This window comes from Limnothrix redekei LRLZ20PSL1 (genome assembly GCF_043235035.1).
Taxonomy (GTDB): Bacteria; Cyanobacteriota; Cyanobacteriia; order CACIAM-69d; family CACIAM-69d; genus CACIAM-69d.
This window is the reverse complement of the sequence record NZ_JAZAQF010000059.1, coordinates 159,419-178,160: the sequence shown is the minus strand read 5'-3', so window position 1 is coordinate 178,160 and position 18,742 is coordinate 159,419. Positions and strand designations below refer to the sequence as shown.

The window sequence follows — 18,742 nt, the reverse complement described above, 5'->3', positions numbered from 1 at the left end:
CCCGTAACCCTGATTCCACCGTGACAAAACCGCGAGAGGTAAGGGGCTTCAGCCCCTTGGTACGATGATCGGGACATGAAAAATCAACCGTTTTCGTTTGATTCCAGGAGCTACCGATAGGCCGCTCAGCTTCCCGGCACGACGATCGAGGCAACGATCGATCGAGCGAGTGATTCTTGATCAAGCGAGTAATTTTTGACCGAGCGATTTCCTAATCCGTGGTGGGCAGGGCCGCATGAACCGATCGCTCTAGATAGATTTGAGCCACCCGATCGCCCGGAAATTGCCGCAAACATTCTTCAAAACAAACGGCCGCCGACTTGAACTCTTGCCGGTGATAGAGCCAAGTGCCTTCCTCAAAATGGGCCATGGTGGAGAGTTTTTGGTCACGAATGGGTGACGGATCGCCATCGATCGCCTCAAACACCGCCACGGGCCGAGATTTGCCTGTCACTTGTAATCGATCGATAAACCGCAGGTGATAGCGCGTTGGATCCTCCATCTGGGCGATCGTGTGGTGGGAAATCAGGACGCTGCTTTGGTAGCGCTTGGTCAGGGTTTCCAGCCGGGCCGCCAAGTTAACCGCGTCACTGATGGCAGTTCCATCCATCCGATTTTTGCCGCCCACCGTTCCCAATCGCATTTGGCCGGTGTTGATGCCAATGCCAATTTCGATCGGCACTTCGCCCGCCTGTTGTCGTTCGCGGTTAAAGATTTCCAAATTTCGCCGCATTTCGATCGCGGAAGCCACCGCATCATCAGCCGATTCCGGAAACAGCGCCATCACCGCATCGCCAATGAATTTGTCAATGAAGCCGCCATTTTGCTGAATAGCCGGTTCCATGTGGGCCAAATAGCGGTTAATGAATCGGAAGCTCTCGGCCGGTAATAGGTTTTCCGTGATGGTGGTGAACGATCGAATGTCGGAAAACAAGACCGACATCTGCCGTTCCACTTGGTCGCCCAGTTCCACCTCCAAAATGCTCTGTTTATTCAGCAGACGCAGGAACTCGTGGGGCACAAACCGCCCATAGGCAATGTTGATGTGGGACAGTTGCAGATGGGTTTTCAGACGAGCCAGCAACTCCTTCTTGGAAACGGGTTTCGTGAGGTAGTCATTGGCTCCGGAGTCGAGACCTTGCACCAAGTCTTCCACCTGGTTTTTGGCCGTGAGCATCAAAATCGGCAGCTTGTGGGCGGGATAGCGCGATCGTAACTGCTGGGTCAGCTCATAGCCGGTCATTTTCGGCATCATCACATCCACCAACACCACATCGGGCTGAAACCCTTGCTCCAACACGGCCAGGGCGGCGGGGCCGTTGTCAGCGGTCACGATTTCATACTCCTCCTGGGACAGGAAATTTTCCAGCACCTGAAGATTCACCGGCTCATCATCCACCATCAGGATTTTGAACCGTTGATTGGGTTCGGTGCGGGCGGCGCTGGCCTTGGCCAAGAGCTGTTCCGTGTCCCGCTGGCTGAGGGCTTCTAGGAGACGATCGCCCTCCACGGTGGCCGGAGCTAGGGTAATCGGTTCCGGCTCGATCGGGGCTTCGGGGGCTGGCTTGGGATTGGCCGTGGCGGGCTTGCGCAACATCATGGGCGATCGCCGGAAGCTGGGCATTTCGTAGGTGAGGGCTGGCGCTTCCAGGGCCACCGGCAAGGTCAGCGTAAAGATGGATCCCACTTCGGGACGGGACTCCACCCAAATTTTGCCCCCATGCAGTTCCACCAGTTGCCGCACAATGGCCAACCCCAACCCCGTGCCGCCATATTCCCGGGCCGTGGAGCGATCGGCCTGTTCAAAGGATTCAAAAATGCGCTCGATCGCCTCTGTGGGAATACCAATGCCCGTATCACTGACGGAAATGGCCAGCCACTGTTTGGGAACCGTTTCCGGGGATGACTCGGAAGGATGCCCCCGCTCAAACTGCCCAGACTCTGCTGGATCCAATCCGGGGCGATCGAACAGAGCACCCTGCCCGATCACGCTTGAGGGCATCACCACCCCCGTTAATTGATCCAATTGTTGACCCAATTGCTGATCCCCCAGTTGAGGATCTAGGGAGTTGGCAGGATCGACAGAAGGCGGCTGATGCAACTGATGCAACTGATTCAACAGTTCCGCGTCCGGTTGCCAACGGCGAGCATGAACAATCACCTCACCGCTTTGGGTGAACTTGAGCGCATTGCTAACCAGGTTGTGCAAAATCTGTTGCAGCCGGTTGAAGTCCGCCAACACAGGCGGCAAAGCCAAATCAATGGCATTCACCAGCGCCAAGCCCTTACGCTCCGCTTGGTCGTAGTGCAGTTGCAACACCTGTTCCACCACCACGGCCAAGGTGCAGGGGCGCAGGGCCAGATCGATCGTCTGGTGTTGCAGTTTGGAAAAGTCCAGCAGATCGTTCACCAAATTGGCCAAACGGTGACCGCTGGCGGCGATCGTGTCTAGGTTTGACCGTTCCCGATCGCTCAATCCTCCCCGATCGTCATCAAGCATCGCCTCCGCCAAGCCAATGATGCCGTTGAGGGGCGTGCGCAGTTCATGGGACGTGTTTGCCAGCAAATCATCCTTCAGGCGGTTCAGGCGCTGGAGTTCCTGGTTGGCGGTTTCCAACTCCGCCGTCCGCTGCTGCACCTGGGCTTCCAGGCTCGCATTCAGGGACTCCAGCGCCCGGGACTTTTCCTGCAAGGCATCCATCACCTGGTTGTAGCGTTCGGCAACGTAGCCCACCTCCGTGAAAGGATCCACCGGCACTCGCAAATGCAAATCTCCCTGGCGAGCGTGGCGATCCATCACCTCAAATAGGTCATAAACCTCCGTTTTCACCTGGTGCTCCGTCACGTTCAGACCCATCTGTTCTTCTGCCAGGGAAACCCGCAGGGGATGAAGGCGATCGACCCAACGCAGCAACCCGTAAGACAACCCAAAAGACCAAAGGGCACAGATCCCAATGCCCAACAGTTGCACGGCAATTTGTTGGGGGCGCTCCAAACCGCCCGGCATTTGGCTCAAGTCCCCAAATAACCCCACGCAGAGTGTGCCCCAGACTCCGGCCCCCGCATGGATGGGCACGGCTCCCACCGCGTCATCGATTTTGTGGCGATCGAGCCACCATTCCACCGCCAACGCCACGGCCGCCCCCGTGAACCCCACCACCAGGGCGATCGGGGTTGTAATCACATTGCAGCAGGCCGTCACGGCCACCATGCCCGCCAGGGAACTGTTGATCAGGCATTCCACATCTGGCCGGTGGCGATAATACCAACCCAGGGCCCCGCCACCCAGCATTCCCGCCACGCCCCCAATCACCGTATGCACCAGCACCGCCGGGACATGTTCATTGAGGGCTAGGGTGCTGCCGCCATTGAATCCCAACCAGCCCAGCCACAGCATCATGGCCCCAAGCATGGAAAAGGGCAAATTTGACCCGCTGATCTTCTGCTGCCGGGTGGCTTCGTCATAGCGCCCCCAGCGCGGCCCCACCACCAACAGCGTGGCTAGGGCAATCCAGCCCCCCACGCTATGCACCACTGTGGAACCCGCAAAGTCATAGAACCCGAGCGATCGCAACCAGCCCACCCCCTGGCCGGCAGGACTTGCGCCCACAATTTCCATTCCCTTCCAAGCCCAATGGCCAAACAGGGGATAGATCAATCCTGAACAAAGAAAACAAACGATTAGATAAGACGAAAACCGCATCCGTTCCGCCACCGCACCGGAAATAATGGTGGTGGAAGTGCCACAAAACATTAGTTGAAAAATTAAGAAAGCTGCCAGTTGAGGCTGCGATTCCACCGATAGGGCAAAGTAGTCATGGCCCATCCAACCCCACCAAGAGGGGCCAAACATCACCCCAAATCCAAACAACCAGTAGAGCAGTGCAGAAATGCCAAAATCTGATAGGTTTTTGGCCGCCACATTAATGCTGTTTTTCGATCGGGTCATGCCCGACTCCAAACACATAAAACCAGGCTGCATCAGGAACACGAGTCCCGAGCACCCCAGCAACCAAGCCACATCGCGCATATTCAGCCAATTGAGATGAGCAGCCACAGGATCCCTACTCCAACATGGGGAGCATTTGCCATTCGTTGCATCTTTTCTTCAATAATTTTTAGCAACTGCTTCAGTCTAATCAGAAGTCTCCAATGAGAGTCAAATTGGACTTGCTCGATCGAACCCCACAGTCAACCCAAAGGCATGGATCAATTTCAGTCTGCATTGAATTTTATTGCTTTTGCTGATCCTCTCACTGTCAAGGGAATTACGGAATCAATTTCCTGTTTTAGGTATTAATTAATACATGAAAATAAGGGTTGCCGTAAACTGCTTCAATCATGCGAATCTATGCCCTTTTGGACTGGTCTTGAATTGGTTGCCGCAGGGCATTGCCAAGGGGGTTGCCCAATTGCTGCTGACCCAGAATTCAGCAATTGCCGGATCCGCGATCGAATTCGCCTGATATTCTGAACAAGCTGACCGGCTGAGTTTTGGGGCAATTCAACCCCATCCATCGGCTCCAGAAGTCATCCTCTTGGGTCAGTCTTAACCTGTTTTTGCGCTGTTGAGATCGCCCTGCTTTGCAATACCTGCGCGATGGTCAAGCCATTTATGAACAGTCCTTCGCCACGATTCGGGCGGAGGTGGATTTGGCACAATTGCCCACGGATTTGCAGCCGGTGGCGGTGCGGCTGATCCATGCCTGCGGGATGACGGATTTGGTGACGGATTTACAGGCCACGACCGGTGCAGCGACGATCGGCCGATCAGCCCTGACGGCCGGTGCGCCGATTCTTTGTGATGCGCAAATGGTGGTGCAGGGCATCATCCGCGATCGATTGCCGGCCACGAATCCGGTAATCTGCACCCTGGGCGATCCAGCGGTGCGGCCGTTGGCCCAGCAAATGGGCAATACCCGATCGGCGGCGGCGGTGGAACTGTGGCGGCCCCACCTGGCGGGGGCTGTGGTGGCGATCGGGAATGCGCCCACGGCTTTGTTTCACTTGCTGGAGTTGCTGGATGCGGGTTGGCCAAAACCGGCGCTGATTTTGGGCTTTCCGGTCGGTTTTGTGGGGGCGGCGGAGTCCAAGGCGGCCTTAGCGGCGGACTCCCGAGGTGTGCCTTTTATCACGCTGCATGGACGGCGGGGCGGCAGCGCGATCGCGGCGGCGGCGGTGAATGCGTTGGCGAAGGAGTTGGAAGCGTGACGGGCAAGCTCTACGGCCTGGGCGTGGGGCCGGGCGACCCGGAATTGCTGACCCTCAAGGCGCACCGAATTTTAACGACCGTGCCGGTGGTGGCCTATCCGGCGACAGCCGACGGTGGCTCGGTGGCTCGGGCGATCGTGGCGGGTTTTCTGCAACCAACGCAAATTGAAGTCCCGATCGTCCTGCCCTTCAGCCCCCGGGAGTCGGCGGCGGCGGGCTACGATCGCGGCGCGGCGGAGATTGCGGCTCACCTGGCCGCGGGGCGCGATGTGGCGGTGCTCTGCGAGGGGGAACCGATGCTCTACGGTTCGTTCATGTATCTGCTAAATCGGTTGGGCGATCGCTTCCCAACGGAGCTAGTGCCGGGTATTTCCTCCACCCTGGCGGCGGCGGACGTGGCCCAAGTGCCCCTGACCTATCGCCAAGATGTGCTGACGATTTTGCCGGCCACGCTCGATCGCCCCCTCCTGCGCGATCGCCTGGCCCAAACCGATGCGGCGGTGATTATCAAGCTGGGGCGGCATTTCGAGAAGGTGCGATCGGTGCTTGATGAGTTAGGGCTAACGGGGCGATCGCTCTACATCGAACGGGCAACGCTACCACAGCAACAAATCCGGACGATCGACCAGGTAGACCCGGCCGCCGTGCCCTACTGGTCACTGATCCTAATTCCCAGCCACAGTCAACCGGGAGCTTAGGGGCTGGCCTCAACTCTCCCAATTCTTTGTCCTGCTGTTGGGTGATCGAAAGGGAGCAAGGGGCTGAAGCCCCTTGTCTGCGGTGATTTTCACCCCCTTCAGGATTTCAAGCGGACGGGGAATGAGTCCTAGACCTCAGCCAGTTCCCGTTCGGCGCGCTTGTAGGCTTCGTCGATCACTTCCGAGAGGGTCGGGTGCGCGTGCACCACAAAGGCCAGATTCTTCACAGAATCGCGCTGGGCGATCGCCGTGGCCACCTCTTGGATCAAGTCCGAAGCGTGGATGCCAAAGATATGCGCGCCCAACACTTCGCCCGTGTCCTTGCGGAAAATCACCTTGGCCAGGCCGTCCCCTTCTCCTTCGGCCACGGCCTTGGAGTTGCCCTTGAAGTAGGTGCGGGTCGTGCCGACGCTGAAGCCTTCCGCCTCGCCCAGTTCCTTGGCTTGGGGTTCCGTCAAACCGACGAAGCTAATTTCGGGATGGGTGAAGGCGGCGGCGGGAATGCTGCGGTAATCCACTTCCCGATCGCGCCCGCAGATGTTTTCGACCACCACCACGCCCTGGGCGGAGGCCGCGTGGGCCAGCATCATTTGCCCCGTCGCATCCCCGATCGCCCAGAGGTGCGGTACGGGTTCACCATCCTTCAACACCTGCATCTTGCCGTTGACGGGAATGAAGCCGGGGCGGTTGGTTTCCACGCCCACATTCTCCAAACCGATATTGGCCGTGGCGGGGCGGCGACCCGTAGCCACCAAGCAAGCATCGACTTCCAGCACGTCCACCACTTCCTTGGTTTTCGCGTCGGTCAGCTCGATCGTTACCGGCGCACCGGGCGTGATCTTAGTCGCAAACACGCCGGTATAGGTTTCGATGTCGCGCTGATCGATCAGCGTCCGCTTGGCCACCTTGGCAATGTCCGGATCAAAACCGGGCATCAGTTGATCGAGGGCTTCGATCATCGTCACTTCCGCGCCCAGAGCCGTGTACACATCGGAGAATTCCAAGCCGATGTAGCCGCTGCCGATGATCGCCACCCATTGGGGCACGGATTCCAGCCGCACTGCTTCATCGCTGGTGAACACCGTTTTGCCATCCAGCTCGATCCCCGGCGGCACAAAGGGCACAGACCCGGTGGAAATCAACACGTTGCGGGCGCTGATCGTTTTGGTGATCGTGCGGTTGCCGTCGGCGGTGTTCACTTCCACCTTTTGGGGGGCCAACAGCTTGCCCCAACCCTGGATGATGTCTACGCCAATCCGCTTCAGGCTGTTGGTCAGGTCGCCTTGGATTTTGCCCACCAGGTTGGTGGCATGGTCGGCGATCGCCTGGCGATCGAACTGCACGCCGCCCACTTGGATGCCCATGGCTTTGAGGTGTGCGGCATTGCGAAGATCGCGCACCCGGCCGGAAGCGGCCAGCAAGGCCTTGGAAGGAATGCAACCCCGGTTAACGCAGGTGCCGCCCATTTCGGCTGCTTCCACGATCGCCGTTTTCAGGCCACAGGCGACGGCGTGCAGTGCTGCACCATGGCCGCCGACTCCGGCTCCGAGGATCAACAAGTCGTAGTCGAATTCTTGAGTCACGCCCGCCTCCTGGGTTTGGATTGCTCTCAAAGTCCCCATTGTCCGGCGAAAGGGGCGATCGGGCAATTGCCACCCGGCCACAAAGCCGCCCCGGCTCGCTCAGTCTCGCCGCTAGCATCCAGTGGATTGGTCGATCGCTAGCAATTGGGATCCCGTTTCACAAAGGGCACGAGGTGCATCATAAAATCTCGCTTCCCGATCACAGCACCAGCCATGCGTAAAATGCCATAGGTTGTGGTTAGGTGAAAGTAGAAATTCGGCATCAAAAAATCATCCACATAGGCTAATCCTGGCAGTTCCAGCGATAGGCCTTCTCCTAGGTCAATGCGATGAATTTCTGAGAGTTTGGCATCTCCGGCGTTAATCTGGCTGAGCAACTCTCGGGTGGAGGTGATGTAATCCCGAGCAGTTTCCAAGGTGGTCACTTCGGGGTTCAAGTTGCTAGCGGGTTGGTCAGCGCACCAAAGGGCAAAGTTACGCGGCTGGTTACAGGTAAAGGCGATTTGTGTGCCAAAGGGCAGCATGTCGGGCGCAAGCCGAAGCTGAAAGAGGGCAGCCCGATCGGTGACAAAGTGAGAATCGGCAATATCCAGCAAATGGCTCAAGGTTTCTAGGCGAGATTCAAAAATCGCCCGAAATCGCTTAATTCTGATGTTTTCCATGATGTTTGCAACAATAAGGCAAAAGACCCCAAATCTAAGCGGTCACAGATAAGGCGCTCTTTCAAAACAATATTAACTATAAATTTCAGTTTCTATCGTGGCAGCATCATATAAAATAAATACTGTCCAATGGTGATCTGCCACTCAAGCGATTTGATTAAAAACCAGGAAGACGCGCATTTAAGTATTTTCAATAAACTAAATTCAACAGAAAAACCTTCAAAACATATTTAATATTAAAAAATATTTTTCATCTTAAAATATCAAATAATGATTTTCAAAAACATTAATCATTTTCCAGGCTATCAACTTAAAAAGACGGATATTTCATGACAATGGAAAATTTAACTCAATTTGAGCAATATTTTCACACTAGAGCTGATATTGCAGAAAGCCTTTGTCAAGTATTAAAAAGTCAAATAGATGCGAAAATCATTATAACTACAGCAATTGATGCGTTGTCAAAAATTTGGCTTCAAGATTTTCCTAATGCAGCAATTCAACTCAGAGAGAGTTATGGTCAAGAAATTTCAGAAGCTAGAAGATTTTCTGAATTTCTAAAAATCTTTGCAGGTCGAGATTCAAGTTCCAGCAAAATTGCTGTTATTTGTTTTGCAGAAGATTGGAAAGAAAATGCTAAAAGTTTAGAAGATCAAGATTTTGCCAACTTATTGCTGAGAAAGCGTATTAACGAAGATGATCCTTATCAATTTCCAAAATCACATCTCGATCTTTCAATTTCAGAGCTTGAAGTAGAGTGTCCTTTAATTCTTGAGAATTCTAATCTTAATAAAATAGCGAGAGAATACGAATATGGAGCCTTCATTTATAGATTTTATCGATGCCCATTAGTTCATTCTTTTAAATATTCTGACCGAATTCATGGATTCGCAAGAGACTTTGAAATCAGTTACTATCAAGCTACTAATTCCAAGACAGCTATTGATTTTGGTTTGCAGCGATTAACTCACTGGTTGCGGCTAGCATCAACTGAGTATGTTCAGTATTGTAAACAAATGGGAAAAATTCCAGCAGAAACTCTGAAATCGGATGAACAACCAGAACGTGCGATGAGTCGTCTTTGGAATCGATACACAAGGTAATTAGAAATACTAGCAAACGATCTCAATAGGATGACCTAAGACTGATCGCCCGATGGGCAAACGCCACCACCTCATCAATTTGATCGGTTTGCGCAGGATAGACAATCGAAGGGCGATCGATCACCAGCAACTGCACGCCTAATTCCTTTGCCAAAGCTTGTTTGAGATCCAGCCCCCCCGCTGCCCCGGCTGCTTTGGTAACAACCACTTCGATCGCCCGATTTTGCCAGTCGGCTCGCTCTTGGGCCGGATCCACCGGTAGGCGCTGGCCAATCACCTCTGAGCGATCGAACCCGAGGGCGATCGCCTGGGCCACCGACTCCGGCAACACCCGCACCCACAAAGCCGCCACCCGATCGCGCCAGGGCAAAATCTGCGGCAAGGCCTTCACTCCCAAGGTGAACAACACCAGCCGATCGCGCAGGAATCGATCGCATAATGCGGCGGCTAGATTGGGTAATTGCAGGGCCGGCGGCTCCAGGGGAATGGCGGGCCGCTCAAATCGTAGATAGGGAATTGAGCGAAGGGCGGCGGCGGCGATCGCCTGCTGGGAAATCTCTGTGGCGAAGGGGTGGGATGCGTCGATGATGCCCCGGATGGCGCGATCGGCTAGCCAGGGCATGAGGTCAGCAGGAGCAAACGCGCCCGATCGCACCACGCCGTTTAAGCCGTCATAGAGCCGCGCGGCCGCCGGGTTCACCACCGTGGCAATCCAGGGCAAACCAGCGCGATCGAGGGCTTGGGCAAGGGTACGGCTATCGCTGGTTCCGCCAATTAACCACAACATCAAGGGGCCAGAGCCTGCCACTCAGGGAAACGAGAAATTCAATAGTGCCTGTGAAGTAATGATGAGTCATCAAGCGATCGACCAGAGGGCATTGCGGTGATCAATCAATTGCTAGCTTGCTGCTTCGTGATGGAAAAAGACCCAAACCAAACGACAGATCCGCTAACGCAATGCATGACTCAAATGCATGACTCAATTGTTGCCAAGCAATTGATCAATCTGGTTTCTTGGCCCGCAAAGTGCGACCACCTTCAACCGCCACATAAGATTCGATCCAAGATTCAGAAACCTGCGCGACCCGCGCAATGGCTGCTTGGGAAAGGCGCTCTAGGAGCAGACGATCAATGAGCGCAATCTGCTCGGGTGTGACTCGTTTCTGAGTGGGGTGCTCAATGAACTGTCGGCCACAGGCTTTGCATTTGAAGCGTTGCTTGCCGTTGTGGATGCGACCATTTTTGACCGTGTGGCTGGATTGGCATTGAGGGCAAGCAGGCATGAACTGAAGTTATAGATTACTGCTGCCAGGTTAGCATCATTACTCCACAGGCACTCCCCCTGCGACGGATGAAATCTAACACATCACTATTGCGACCATAAGGCTTTGGTAGACATGAGTTTTAGGGGTTTAGCGAGTCATCAGTCCTGAGTTGGGCGATCGCCTCCAAATCAAGGCCCGTGGTGCGACTAATCGCTTCATCATCCAAAACACCCAATAACTGTCGGGCGATCGCCCGTTGCGCCACCAGTTTTCCTTGCTCAATGCCCTGCTCAAGACCCTGGCTGAGAGCCTTTTTAATGGAATTACGCTGATCCTGAATGAAAATTTCCTGATGCTCCAGCTCATCAAGCTCTTGAGCATTCAGGTTGGCTTGGTTCGCGATCGCAAAAGCTTTTTGAATCTCCGGAACCGCCTCCATACTGGGTGGCACAGACTCCAGCTTTCGGGCAGCTTTCAGAACATATAACCACTTATCCATAAGGGTTTCTAGATCTGGAAGTTTTTTTTGGAATTTGGGTAATTCAATAAATACCAGCTCAATATCATAGATTGATGAATAATCGGTCAGATAGGTTCTTTCTTTGAGAGGGCGATCGCTTTGTCCCAGTCGATCGCCCCTGTTCATTCCCCTTCGATGAATTAGATAACTTGACCTAGCTGCCGCGATGGCGCTGGGCGATCATGGCAATCCGCTGACCATATTTCTCAGCCGTCAAGCGATCGCCTGGGTGAACAATCGCCTCGCCACCATTGGGATTCAGATCGCTTTGACCCATCACCCCCAAAAACGACCCGAGGCGATTCACCCCCTCATCGCTGCCCACGTATTGGCTCGGCATTTCAGCCGCCCCCACCCAGATCATCCCGTGCTGGGCCGCGTTAATCGCCATGTACAGCAACGTGCCCTGCTTGTCGCCGCTGGGCGAGCCGGAGTGGGTGAACCCGCCAGCGATCTTGTCCTTCCACTGTTGCGAAAACCAAGCTGAGCTGGCAGCATCCGCAAACGCCTTGAACTGGGCCGCCACGCCACCCATGTAAGTGGGCGACCCAAACACGATCGCATCCGATCGCGTCAAAGCATCCAGCATCGCCGGATCTTTCCAACGCCCTTCGGTAATTTGCGCGCCCGTAATCCGCAGCAACTCGGCCGTCACGCCGTCCACTTGGCTGGCTCCCCGCGCCACCGCCTCTGCCATCAGATGGGTGTGCCCAGATCCCGAAAAGTAGACCACTGAGATCGTCGTCATAAAAACCTCAATACGGACTGGAAACGAGCAGCCTTGCCCGTAGTGTCGATCCTAGAAGTCAATGCCAACTAAAGTAAAGTAGGAACCTAAAAGTAACTAGCTTCCTTTTTGCGCCCAAAGCTGAGTCTGGAACTGCTCCTTTGCCCATGCCTCGCCCCTCCAAAGAAGTGAAGCGCTGCCCCGTCAGCCTCTTGATGGATATTTTGTCTGGCCCCTGGACGCTATACCTGCTGTGGGTGTTGGCCATGGAAGGGCCGATCCGCTTTGGAGCTTTGAAGCGGCAAGTAGAGGGCATTTCCACCAAAGTGCTCACGGAACGGCTGCGACTGCTGGAGCGCGAGGGGCTAATCTATCGCCACTACGAAGCGACCGTACCGCCCCAAGTCAGCTATGGCCTGACCGATCGGGGTTCGGAGTTGGTGCAGGTGTTGGATTTGCTTGGTGACTTGGCTCAGCACTGGTATGGCGATAGCGCGATCGCCCCGCTCAACCCCGACTCCGAGACCGGCGCAATTGTCGTGGACTATCCCTAGGAATCGATCGCTCGACTGTCCTGGTTAGCGATCGCGCAAGTTGGGTATAACAGGCGATAATTTTGCCAAGTTTGTAACGCCCTATAATTTCAGCAGTAGGCACAAGAAATAGCGCTCAACCTAATCTATGGCTCCGATCCACCTGCTTGATACCCGCACCGCCAGTTTTGGCGACCTACTGGGCAATGGTAAACGTTATCAAGTTCCGCTATTCCAGCGTGATTACTCTTGGACTGAAGAGAATTGGGAAGACCTTTGGCAGGATATTTTGGGCTTACACCAGAATCCCAAGACTAGCCATTACATGGGAGCAATCGTCCTGCAAAATTCTAGAGAGTCTGATAAAGAATTCACTATTATTGATGGTCAACAGCGATTAGCAACTCTGAGTATTATCGCAATTGTAGTCATTAATAAAATTAAAACTCTAGCAAGTCAGGGCAACAAACCAGAGGAAAATCAGGAGAGGCAAGAAATTCTGAAACGAACCTATTTGAGTGATAAAGATTCTATTTCGTTACGTTATTCAAGTAAAATTCGTTTAAATGACAATAATGATGGATTCTACCAGGATTATCTAATTAATTTGAAGCAACCAAGAAATATTCGCTCTCTTCCCAAATCAAATCAACTCATTTGGCAAGCCTTTGAATATTTTTCAAAACAGATTGATCAACATTCAGAAATAGTAAAAAGCGGGGAAAATCTTGCTGAATTCCTCACAGATATTATTGCTCGTCGGCTACTATTTATTCAAATCAGCGTAGAAGATGAACTCAATGCTTATACAGTATTTGAGACTTTAAATGCGCGGGGACTGGAGCTCAGTTCAACAGATTTACTTAAAAATTATCTATTCTCGCTAATACGAAGTTCGGGTGACTTGAAGGCACTACAGCGCCAATGGCAGATGATTATTAATACCGTACGAATGGAGAAATTTCCTGAGTTCCTGCGGTACTATCTCAGTCTTGAGCAGCCATGGGTTAGACGAGAACGACTCTTCAAAATTGTTCGAGAATCTGTCAAAAATGGTCACCAAGTGTTTGACCTAATAGACCAACTTGAAAGCTATAGCAGCCTATTTGTTGCTCTTGGCAATGCCCAGGATGATTTTTGGCGCGAAACACCTGCCAATCGGGCCTACATTCGAGAATTAGAGTTGTTTCGGGTGAAGCAAGCTTATCCGATTTTATTTGCTGCTCACGGCAAGTTTTCTGATGAAGACTTCACGCGACTGTTGAAGCTGATTAGCGTGTTGTCTTTTCGATATACGGTTGTTTGTGGTCTGAATCCCAGCGAACTAGAGAAGGTTTATAACCAGGTTGCGATCGCGATTCAAAATTCAGAAATTACAACTCCTAAACAAGTCTTTGAACAACTGCGATCAGTTTATGTTTCTGATGAGAAATTTGCACAGGACTTCGAGCTGCTAACGGTTTCTACGAGAGGGCAAAAGAAAAAGTTGGCTCGTTATATTCTGTGGAAGCTCGAAAATGATGCAGCCAATCAAGAGATTGTCGAAGAGAGTTTTTCGATCGAACATATTTTGCCCGAATCACCGGAGCAGGATTGGCTAGAGAATTTTACCGATGCTCAAATCACTGACATGGTGTACCGATTGGGCAATTTGACTCCCCTGGAACCGCCTCTGAATCGCCAAATTGGGAACCAATCCTATGCAATCAAGCGGGATGTTTATCCAACGAGTGCCTATCGCCTAACTCAAGAGATTTTGGCTGAAGAATGGACTCCGAATGCACTGGCAAATCGCCAAAAACAACTGGCCAAGCGAGCGGTGCATATTTGGCGATCGGATTTTGCAACTTAGCAGCAGTTGCCAATCTATCCCGCCACTCAATCCTAGGAATCGATCGCCTGGAATTGTTCCATCAGCCAGCGGATTGTGTCTGCGTCGTCGTTGCGATCGGTGCGTTCCAAGGCCTCTGCGACGATCGCCATCGACAGGCCCGGCAAAACTTGGGATTCCTCGATCGCCCGGCTGCCTCGATCGGCGATCGCAAAGGCAATCACCTGGCGTTCATTGGCGTTGATCACCCAATATTCCCGCACGCCCAATTGTTCGTAGAGCAAGCGTTTGGGGCCGAGGTCGTCGTTGAAGCTGCTGGATCCCACTTCCACCACCAAGTCCGGCGGCCCAAAGCGATCGAGGTCGATCGGCTCGTTGCCTTTGGGTGGCCACTCGGGGCGATCGCCCACATAGACCGATAAATCGGGCTGGCATTCTTGAACGCCGGTTTTCCGCAAGCTCACGTTCAAGTAGCGCACCACTCGCATCTGCCGCACCAGAGCATAAAACGCCACAATATCGGCGGGTGGCAGGTTTTGGCGAGCGTGGTCATGGTCTAAAGGAGTCATCTCAAAGCGCATCCGGCCGTTGTAGTAGTAGCTGCGGCGATCGGGTGGAGCGGTGGGGTCGTTGGCGATCGTGAGGAATTCATCCCAGGTGGTGGGCAACCATTGATCTAGCGGCGGATCTGTAATGGTGGCGGATGGTGGCGTTGTGGCAAGGGTCATGGGAGAATCCCCCAGCGATCGGACGGTGACTGCTTCCAGTGTAGCGAGGTGGCCCGATCGCTCCATCGAATTGTGTTGTGCCCCGATCGAACATGGCACTACGAAATCTAGTTCCCCATCGATCGCGCAATAGCGCCCAGATGCAACCGGCAAATCATGATTGGTGGGAGACCGATGGATTGATTGATGACCAATTTCTAGCCATGATTCCTAGCCACGATTCATCGCAGGTTTTGGGGAAATGAGTTGGGGAAATTAAGCTGAATCTCGAAACCCCAGCCGATTACTGACTAAGTAATAGGGCCGCTGCTTTACTTCATCATAAATTCGACCAATATATTCTCCCAAAATTCCCAGAAAAACTAACTGAATTCCTCCCATGAAAAAGGTTGTGGTTAAGCCATAGGCCCAATCCAAAAAGCTATGGCCCAAAGCAAATTTAAAATAGAGACCAATCAAACCCAAGGCAAAAGCAATCAGTGCGCAAAACAAACCCACATAGACTGTAATTCGTAAGGGAATTACGGAAAATGAAAAGATACCATCAAAGGCCAACTTAAACAATTTGCTGATAGTAACCCGAGGTTCACCACTGAAGCGGGGCCCCCGTTCCACCACCACTCCTGTTTGCCGAAACCCAGCATAGGCCCGCAAACCGCTGAGGTAGCGATTACGCTCGGGCATGGATCGCAGAGCCGCCGCCACTTTGCGATCCATGAGCGAGAAAATTCCAGCATCAAGGGGCAAAGTTAACCCAGACAGATAATTTAAGAGGCGATAAAACAATCGAAAGGCGATGCGTTTAAGGATAAATTCTTTGCGTTTACGACGAATGGCATAAACTACGTCATAGCCCGCTTGCCACTGTTCCACGAAGGATAGAATTGCACTGGGTGAATCTTGCAAATCACCATCCATCAAGATCACCGCATCCCCTTGGGCGTGATCAATGCCAGCGGCGAGGGCGCATTGATGGCCGAAGTTGCGAGAGAGCTGCAAGAGGCGAACTTCAGAATCGTGATCGATCAAATCCTGCACAATTTTGGCAGAGTGATCAACACTACCGTCATCTACAAAAATAATTTCGGCGGGTGCTGCTAGTTGATCAAGGGTGGCGCGGAGTTGTTGCCATAATTCCAAAATTGTTGCCGCTTCATTAAAAATTGGAATCACAATCGAGTAGCGAGGTTTCACGGTGTTTACCCTGTCGAACCGCTAGAGAGTATCTGAGAATTATCTTGGGAAATGTGTGCTGATTGATAACTTTGAAATTGATAATCTTGAAAAGGATGATCTTTAAAAGTAAAAGTACCTTCTTGTGAAAAAAGCTGAGTCATCAAGGCGATCGAGCGGTGGTGCGGTTCCCAGGGGCGATTGAACTGGGATTTAACTGGATTTTGAGGGGCGATCGAACCCGATGACTTCTGACAGGGTATAGAGAGGGCGGCCTTTGACTTCTTCATAAATTCGCCCCACATATTCCCCCAAAATGCCAATGCTGACGAGCTGGACGGCTCCGAGGAAGAAGATGGCGATCGCGATCGCGGCAAAGCCTGTGACGGGGGATTGGGGTTGGGAAATGCGCCAGTAGAAAACCATGGCGGCCATGACCAGGGCGATCGCAGCGGAGAGCAACCCCAGGTAAACCGACAGCCGCAGGGGCGCTTTGGAGAAGGACACTAACCCATCGATCGCCAGCCGCGCCGATTTGCGGAAGGTATATTTCACTTCTCCGGCAAAGCGTGGATCGCGGTGAAACTGCACGGCGGTTTGTCGAAAGCCCACCCACGATCGGAGGCCACGGATATAGCGATTGCGTTCGGGCATGGTGTTGAGCAAGTCCACCACGGCGCGATCGAGCAGGCAAAAATCCCCCGTATCGGTGGGAATTTCAATATCGGCCAGTTGCTTGAGCAAGCGATAGAACCCATAGGCGGTGAACCGTTTGAACCAGGTTTCTTTCTGGCGGGAAACCCGCTGGGCATAGACCACTTGATAGCCCGATCGCCATTGTTCGAGCATTTCAAAAATCAGTTCCGGGGGGTCTTGCAAGTCCGCATCCAGAATCACCACCACTTGGCCTCGGCAGAAGTTCAAGCCGGCCGTGACAGCGATTTGGTGACCAAAATTTCGGGCTAAGGAGAGATAGCAAACCCGAGAATCTTGGTCTTGCAGCTCGCGGATCATGGCTAGGGATCGATCGCGGCTGCCGTCATTAATTAACACCAGCTCAAAGGGCCCATCCAATTGCTCACCCACGGCCACCACGCGCCGATATAACTCTGCGATCGTTTCCTCTTCGTTGAAAATGGGCACAATCAGCGAGTAGCGCGGGTTCATAGAACAAGAGCCTAAAGGTCGCAGAAGCAGGGATCGGCTCTCAGGATACGCTGTCTTTGGCCTGGCGTTCAGGTTTCTTGGGCCTGGATCAAGGGGTAGACTTAGCCGATCGCGCCGGGAACCAATCCCAACAACCCCCCTGCGATTGCCCCGAAGGCCAACACCTGCCAAGCCGCCAACCGCCACCGCAACAGGCCCACCATTCCCAAAATTAAGAGCGCCCCGGTGGCCGCCGAAAGCCAAGCCACCCCTCGATCGATTTGGAGAGCGGCCTGCACCAAAGGCAGAGTAACCGCCAAAATGGCCCCGAGCACGGCGGGTGTGATCCCTTGTAAGAAGGCGCGTACCCAAGGATTATGGCGTGATCGCCGCAACAGGGGCGCGGCCAACCCCACAAAGCCAAAGGAAGGCAGAAAAACCGCGACGGTGGCGGTTAGGGCCCCGAGAACACCGGCCACTTTGTAGCCCACAAAGGCGACGGTGAGCAGGACAGGGCCGGGGGTGACCTGCCCAATCGCCACGCCGTGCAAGAACTCGGGACGGGTCAGCCAGCCCAACCGCTGCACCACTTCCAATTCCAGCAAGGGCACGATCGTTAGCCCACCACCAAAGACCAGGGTTCCCGCCCGCAAGAACGTGCTGATCAGTTCGGGGCCGTAGGTGTGGATGCGTTCCCAACCCCAAAAGCTGGCAACGGTCAGGGACTCCAGCGGCAAGGCGGCAACAAAGGTGGGCAGCAAGATTCCCCAAGGGCCGATCGCCCCTAAGGCGGAGCGGCGCGGCCCAAACAACACCAACCCGGCTAGCCCTGCCAAGACAAAAGCCCACAAAACGCCCCAAGTGCTGAACCGCAGCAGCCCAAAAGCCCCAAGGGCGATCGCCCAGCGGATCCAAGGACGATCACCTCCTAGCAAAACCTTGCGCCCTAATTTCCAACAAAAGGTCAAGACAATGGCCACCACGGCCGGGGAAATGCCCAAAAACAGGGCGGAAACGGCCGGTAATGCCCCATAGCGAAAGTAGGCCCAAGCAAGGGCCACCACCATCACCCAAGCGGGGGCAATGAAGCAGATGCCTGCCAACAGGGCCCCGAGCCAACCGGCACGGCAATAGCCAATGTAGATGCCAAGTTGGGTGGAGGCGGGGCCGGGCAACATTTCGCAAACGGCAATGCCTTCGGTGAATTCTTCCGCCGTTAGCCAACCCCGCTGCACCACCACGGCTTCATTCATCAACGCCATGTGGGCTTGGGGGCCGCCAAACCCGGTCACACCCAAGGTAAGAAAGAGGCGGGCCAGTTCCCGCAGTCGATCGGGCAAGGAAGGGGTGGGCGATGCAGCAGTCATGGGCCAAGCAAACTCCATCAAAACCATCACATCCCAGCAGCCTAACGGACAGGGCGATCGAACCTAGGTATTCTGGCCAACATTGCTCTTGACTAGCGATCGGGCAATTTGGACAGTCAGGGATCGTAGGCTCAATGGGTTGATTGGGCACAATGGCGCTGCAAAATCACGCGGCAACGTTTTAGTTCGATCGGA

15 protein-coding genes and 1 pseudogene are annotated in these 18,742 nt (G+C 53.7%); 5 read left to right on the top strand and 11 right to left on the bottom strand.

Translation table 11 applies throughout. The features are described from left to right. Positions 1–211: 211 nt before the first annotated feature. The gene (gene amt, locus VPK24_RS10485) at positions 212–4,057 is read right to left on the bottom strand and encodes an ammonium transporter (RefSeq protein WP_393012911.1); all 3,846 of its coding nucleotides are present in this window, start codon (positions 4,055–4,057) and stop codon (positions 212–214) included. A 527-nt stretch (positions 4,058–4,584) separates the two neighbouring features. Here amt and VPK24_RS10480 point away from each other — a divergent pair. Together VPK24_RS10480 and cobI are read left to right on the top strand one after the other, a co-directional pair. Then, on the top strand, positions 4,585–5,211 hold the full coding sequence (locus tag VPK24_RS10480) for a precorrin-8X methylmutase (protein ID WP_393012908.1): 627 nt from the start codon (positions 4,585–4,587) through the stop codon (positions 5,209–5,211). Next, positions 5,208–5,909, top strand: coding sequence for a precorrin-2 C(20)-methyltransferase (gene cobI, locus VPK24_RS10475; RefSeq protein WP_393012906.1), 702 nt, complete (start codon positions 5,208–5,210; stop codon positions 5,907–5,909). Before VPK24_RS10480 ends, cobI begins: the two co-directional genes overlap by 4 nt. Before the next feature lie 128 nt (positions 5,910–6,037). Here the strand turns inward: cobI and lpdA are convergent, their stop codons facing one another. Together lpdA and VPK24_RS10465 are read right to left on the bottom strand one after the other, a co-directional pair. Then, the gene (gene lpdA, locus VPK24_RS10470; protein WP_393012903.1) at positions 6,038–7,492 is read right to left on the bottom strand and encodes a dihydrolipoyl dehydrogenase; all 1,455 of its coding nucleotides are present in this window, start codon (positions 7,490–7,492) and stop codon (positions 6,038–6,040) included. 137 nt (positions 7,493–7,629) lie between these two features. Further along, complete coding sequence (locus VPK24_RS10465; RefSeq protein WP_393012900.1) at positions 7,630–8,154, bottom strand: DUF1993 domain-containing protein; 525 nt, start codon at positions 8,152–8,154, stop codon at positions 7,630–7,632. 335 nt (positions 8,155–8,489) lie between these two features. On the opposite strand from VPK24_RS10465, the gene VPK24_RS10460 reads away from it, so the two are divergent. Beyond that, positions 8,490–9,257, top strand: a complete 768-nt coding sequence (locus VPK24_RS10460; protein WP_393012897.1) for a hypothetical protein — start codon at positions 8,490–8,492, stop codon at positions 9,255–9,257. Positions 9,258–9,279: 22 nt separating this feature from the next. Here the strand turns inward: VPK24_RS10460 and cobK are convergent, their stop codons facing one another. The 4 genes and pseudogenes from cobK to VPK24_RS10440 all read right to left on the bottom strand — a co-directional run bounded on the left by cobK (position 9,280) and on the right by VPK24_RS10440 (position 11,790). Continuing rightward, a complete protein-coding gene (gene cobK, locus VPK24_RS10455) occupies positions 9,280–10,065 on the bottom strand; it encodes a precorrin-6A reductase (protein WP_393012894.1) in 786 nt (261 codons plus the stop codon). Positions 10,066–10,303: 238 nt separating this feature from the next. Then, positions 10,304–10,540 (bottom strand): annotated as a pseudogene (locus tag VPK24_RS10450) (IS1/IS1595 family N-terminal zinc-binding domain-containing protein); the annotation flags it as partial. A gap of 121 nt (positions 10,541–10,661) precedes the next feature. Continuing rightward, on the bottom strand, positions 10,662–11,168 hold the full coding sequence (locus VPK24_RS10445; protein ID WP_393012891.1) for an Rpn family recombination-promoting nuclease/putative transposase: 507 nt from the start codon (positions 11,166–11,168) through the stop codon (positions 10,662–10,664). A 28-nt stretch (positions 11,169–11,196) separates the two neighbouring features. After that, positions 11,197–11,790 (bottom strand): flavodoxin family protein, encoded by a 594-nt coding sequence (locus tag VPK24_RS10440; protein ID WP_393012888.1) that lies wholly within the window; start codon positions 11,788–11,790, stop codon positions 11,197–11,199. A gap of 146 nt (positions 11,791–11,936) precedes the next feature. On the opposite strand from VPK24_RS10440, the gene VPK24_RS10435 reads away from it, so the two are divergent. Together VPK24_RS10435 and VPK24_RS10430 are read left to right on the top strand one after the other, a co-directional pair. Further along, positions 11,937–12,323: a winged helix-turn-helix transcriptional regulator gene (locus tag VPK24_RS10435; RefSeq protein ID WP_393012885.1), complete on the top strand. Its 387-nt coding sequence runs from the start codon at positions 11,937–11,939 to the stop codon at positions 12,321–12,323. 127 nt (positions 12,324–12,450) lie between these two features. Next, positions 12,451–14,154 (top strand): DUF262 domain-containing protein, encoded by a 1,704-nt coding sequence (locus VPK24_RS10430; protein ID WP_393012883.1) that lies wholly within the window; start codon positions 12,451–12,453, stop codon positions 14,152–14,154. A gap of 32 nt (positions 14,155–14,186) precedes the next feature. Here the strand turns inward: VPK24_RS10430 and VPK24_RS10425 are convergent, their stop codons facing one another. The 4 genes from VPK24_RS10425 to chrA form a co-directional block, all read right to left on the bottom strand. Continuing rightward, entirely contained in the window at positions 14,187–15,014 is an 828-nt protein-coding gene (locus tag VPK24_RS10425; protein ID WP_393012880.1) for a Uma2 family endonuclease, read from the bottom strand. Positions 15,015–15,116: 102 nt separating this feature from the next. Next, the gene (locus VPK24_RS10420) at positions 15,117–16,055 is read right to left on the bottom strand and encodes a glycosyltransferase family 2 protein (protein ID WP_393012877.1); all 939 of its coding nucleotides are present in this window, start codon (positions 16,053–16,055) and stop codon (positions 15,117–15,119) included. Between the two features lie 192 nt (positions 16,056–16,247). Next, positions 16,248–17,201: a glycosyltransferase family 2 protein gene (locus VPK24_RS10415; RefSeq protein WP_393012874.1), complete on the bottom strand. Its 954-nt coding sequence runs from the start codon at positions 17,199–17,201 to the stop codon at positions 16,248–16,250. Positions 17,202–17,302: 101 nt separating this feature from the next. Next, positions 17,303–18,547, bottom strand: coding sequence for a chromate efflux transporter (gene chrA / locus VPK24_RS10410; RefSeq protein ID WP_393012872.1), 1,245 nt, complete (start codon positions 18,545–18,547; stop codon positions 17,303–17,305). Between the last annotated feature and the right edge of the window lie 195 nt (positions 18,548–18,742).

Excerpts from the sequence above, each read along its gene's own strand:
- VPK24_RS10435 (WP_393012885.1), top strand. The coding sequence starts at position 11,937 with ATGCCTCGCCCCTCCAAAGAAGTGAAGCGCTGCCCCGTCAGCCTCTTG.
- VPK24_RS10465 (WP_393012900.1), bottom strand. The coding sequence starts at position 8,154 with ATGGAAAACATCAGAATTAAGCGATTTCGGGCGATTTTTGAATCTCGC.
- VPK24_RS10415 (WP_393012874.1), bottom strand. The coding sequence starts at position 17,201 with ATGAACCCGCGCTACTCGCTGATTGTGCCCATTTTCAACGAAGAGGAA.
- VPK24_RS10445 (WP_393012891.1), bottom strand. The coding sequence starts at position 11,168 with ATGAACAGGGGCGATCGACTGGGACAAAGCGATCGCCCTCTCAAAGAA.
- VPK24_RS10460 (WP_393012897.1), top strand. The coding sequence starts at position 8,490 with ATGGAAAATTTAACTCAATTTGAGCAATATTTTCACACTAGAGCTGAT.
- chrA (WP_393012872.1), bottom strand. The coding sequence starts at position 18,547 with ATGACTGCTGCATCGCCCACCCCTTCCTTGCCCGATCGACTGCGGGAA.
- VPK24_RS10430 (WP_393012883.1), top strand. The coding sequence starts at position 12,451 with ATGGCTCCGATCCACCTGCTTGATACCCGCACCGCCAGTTTTGGCGAC.
- VPK24_RS10440 (WP_393012888.1), bottom strand. The coding sequence starts at position 11,790 with ATGACGACGATCTCAGTGGTCTACTTTTCGGGATCTGGGCACACCCAT.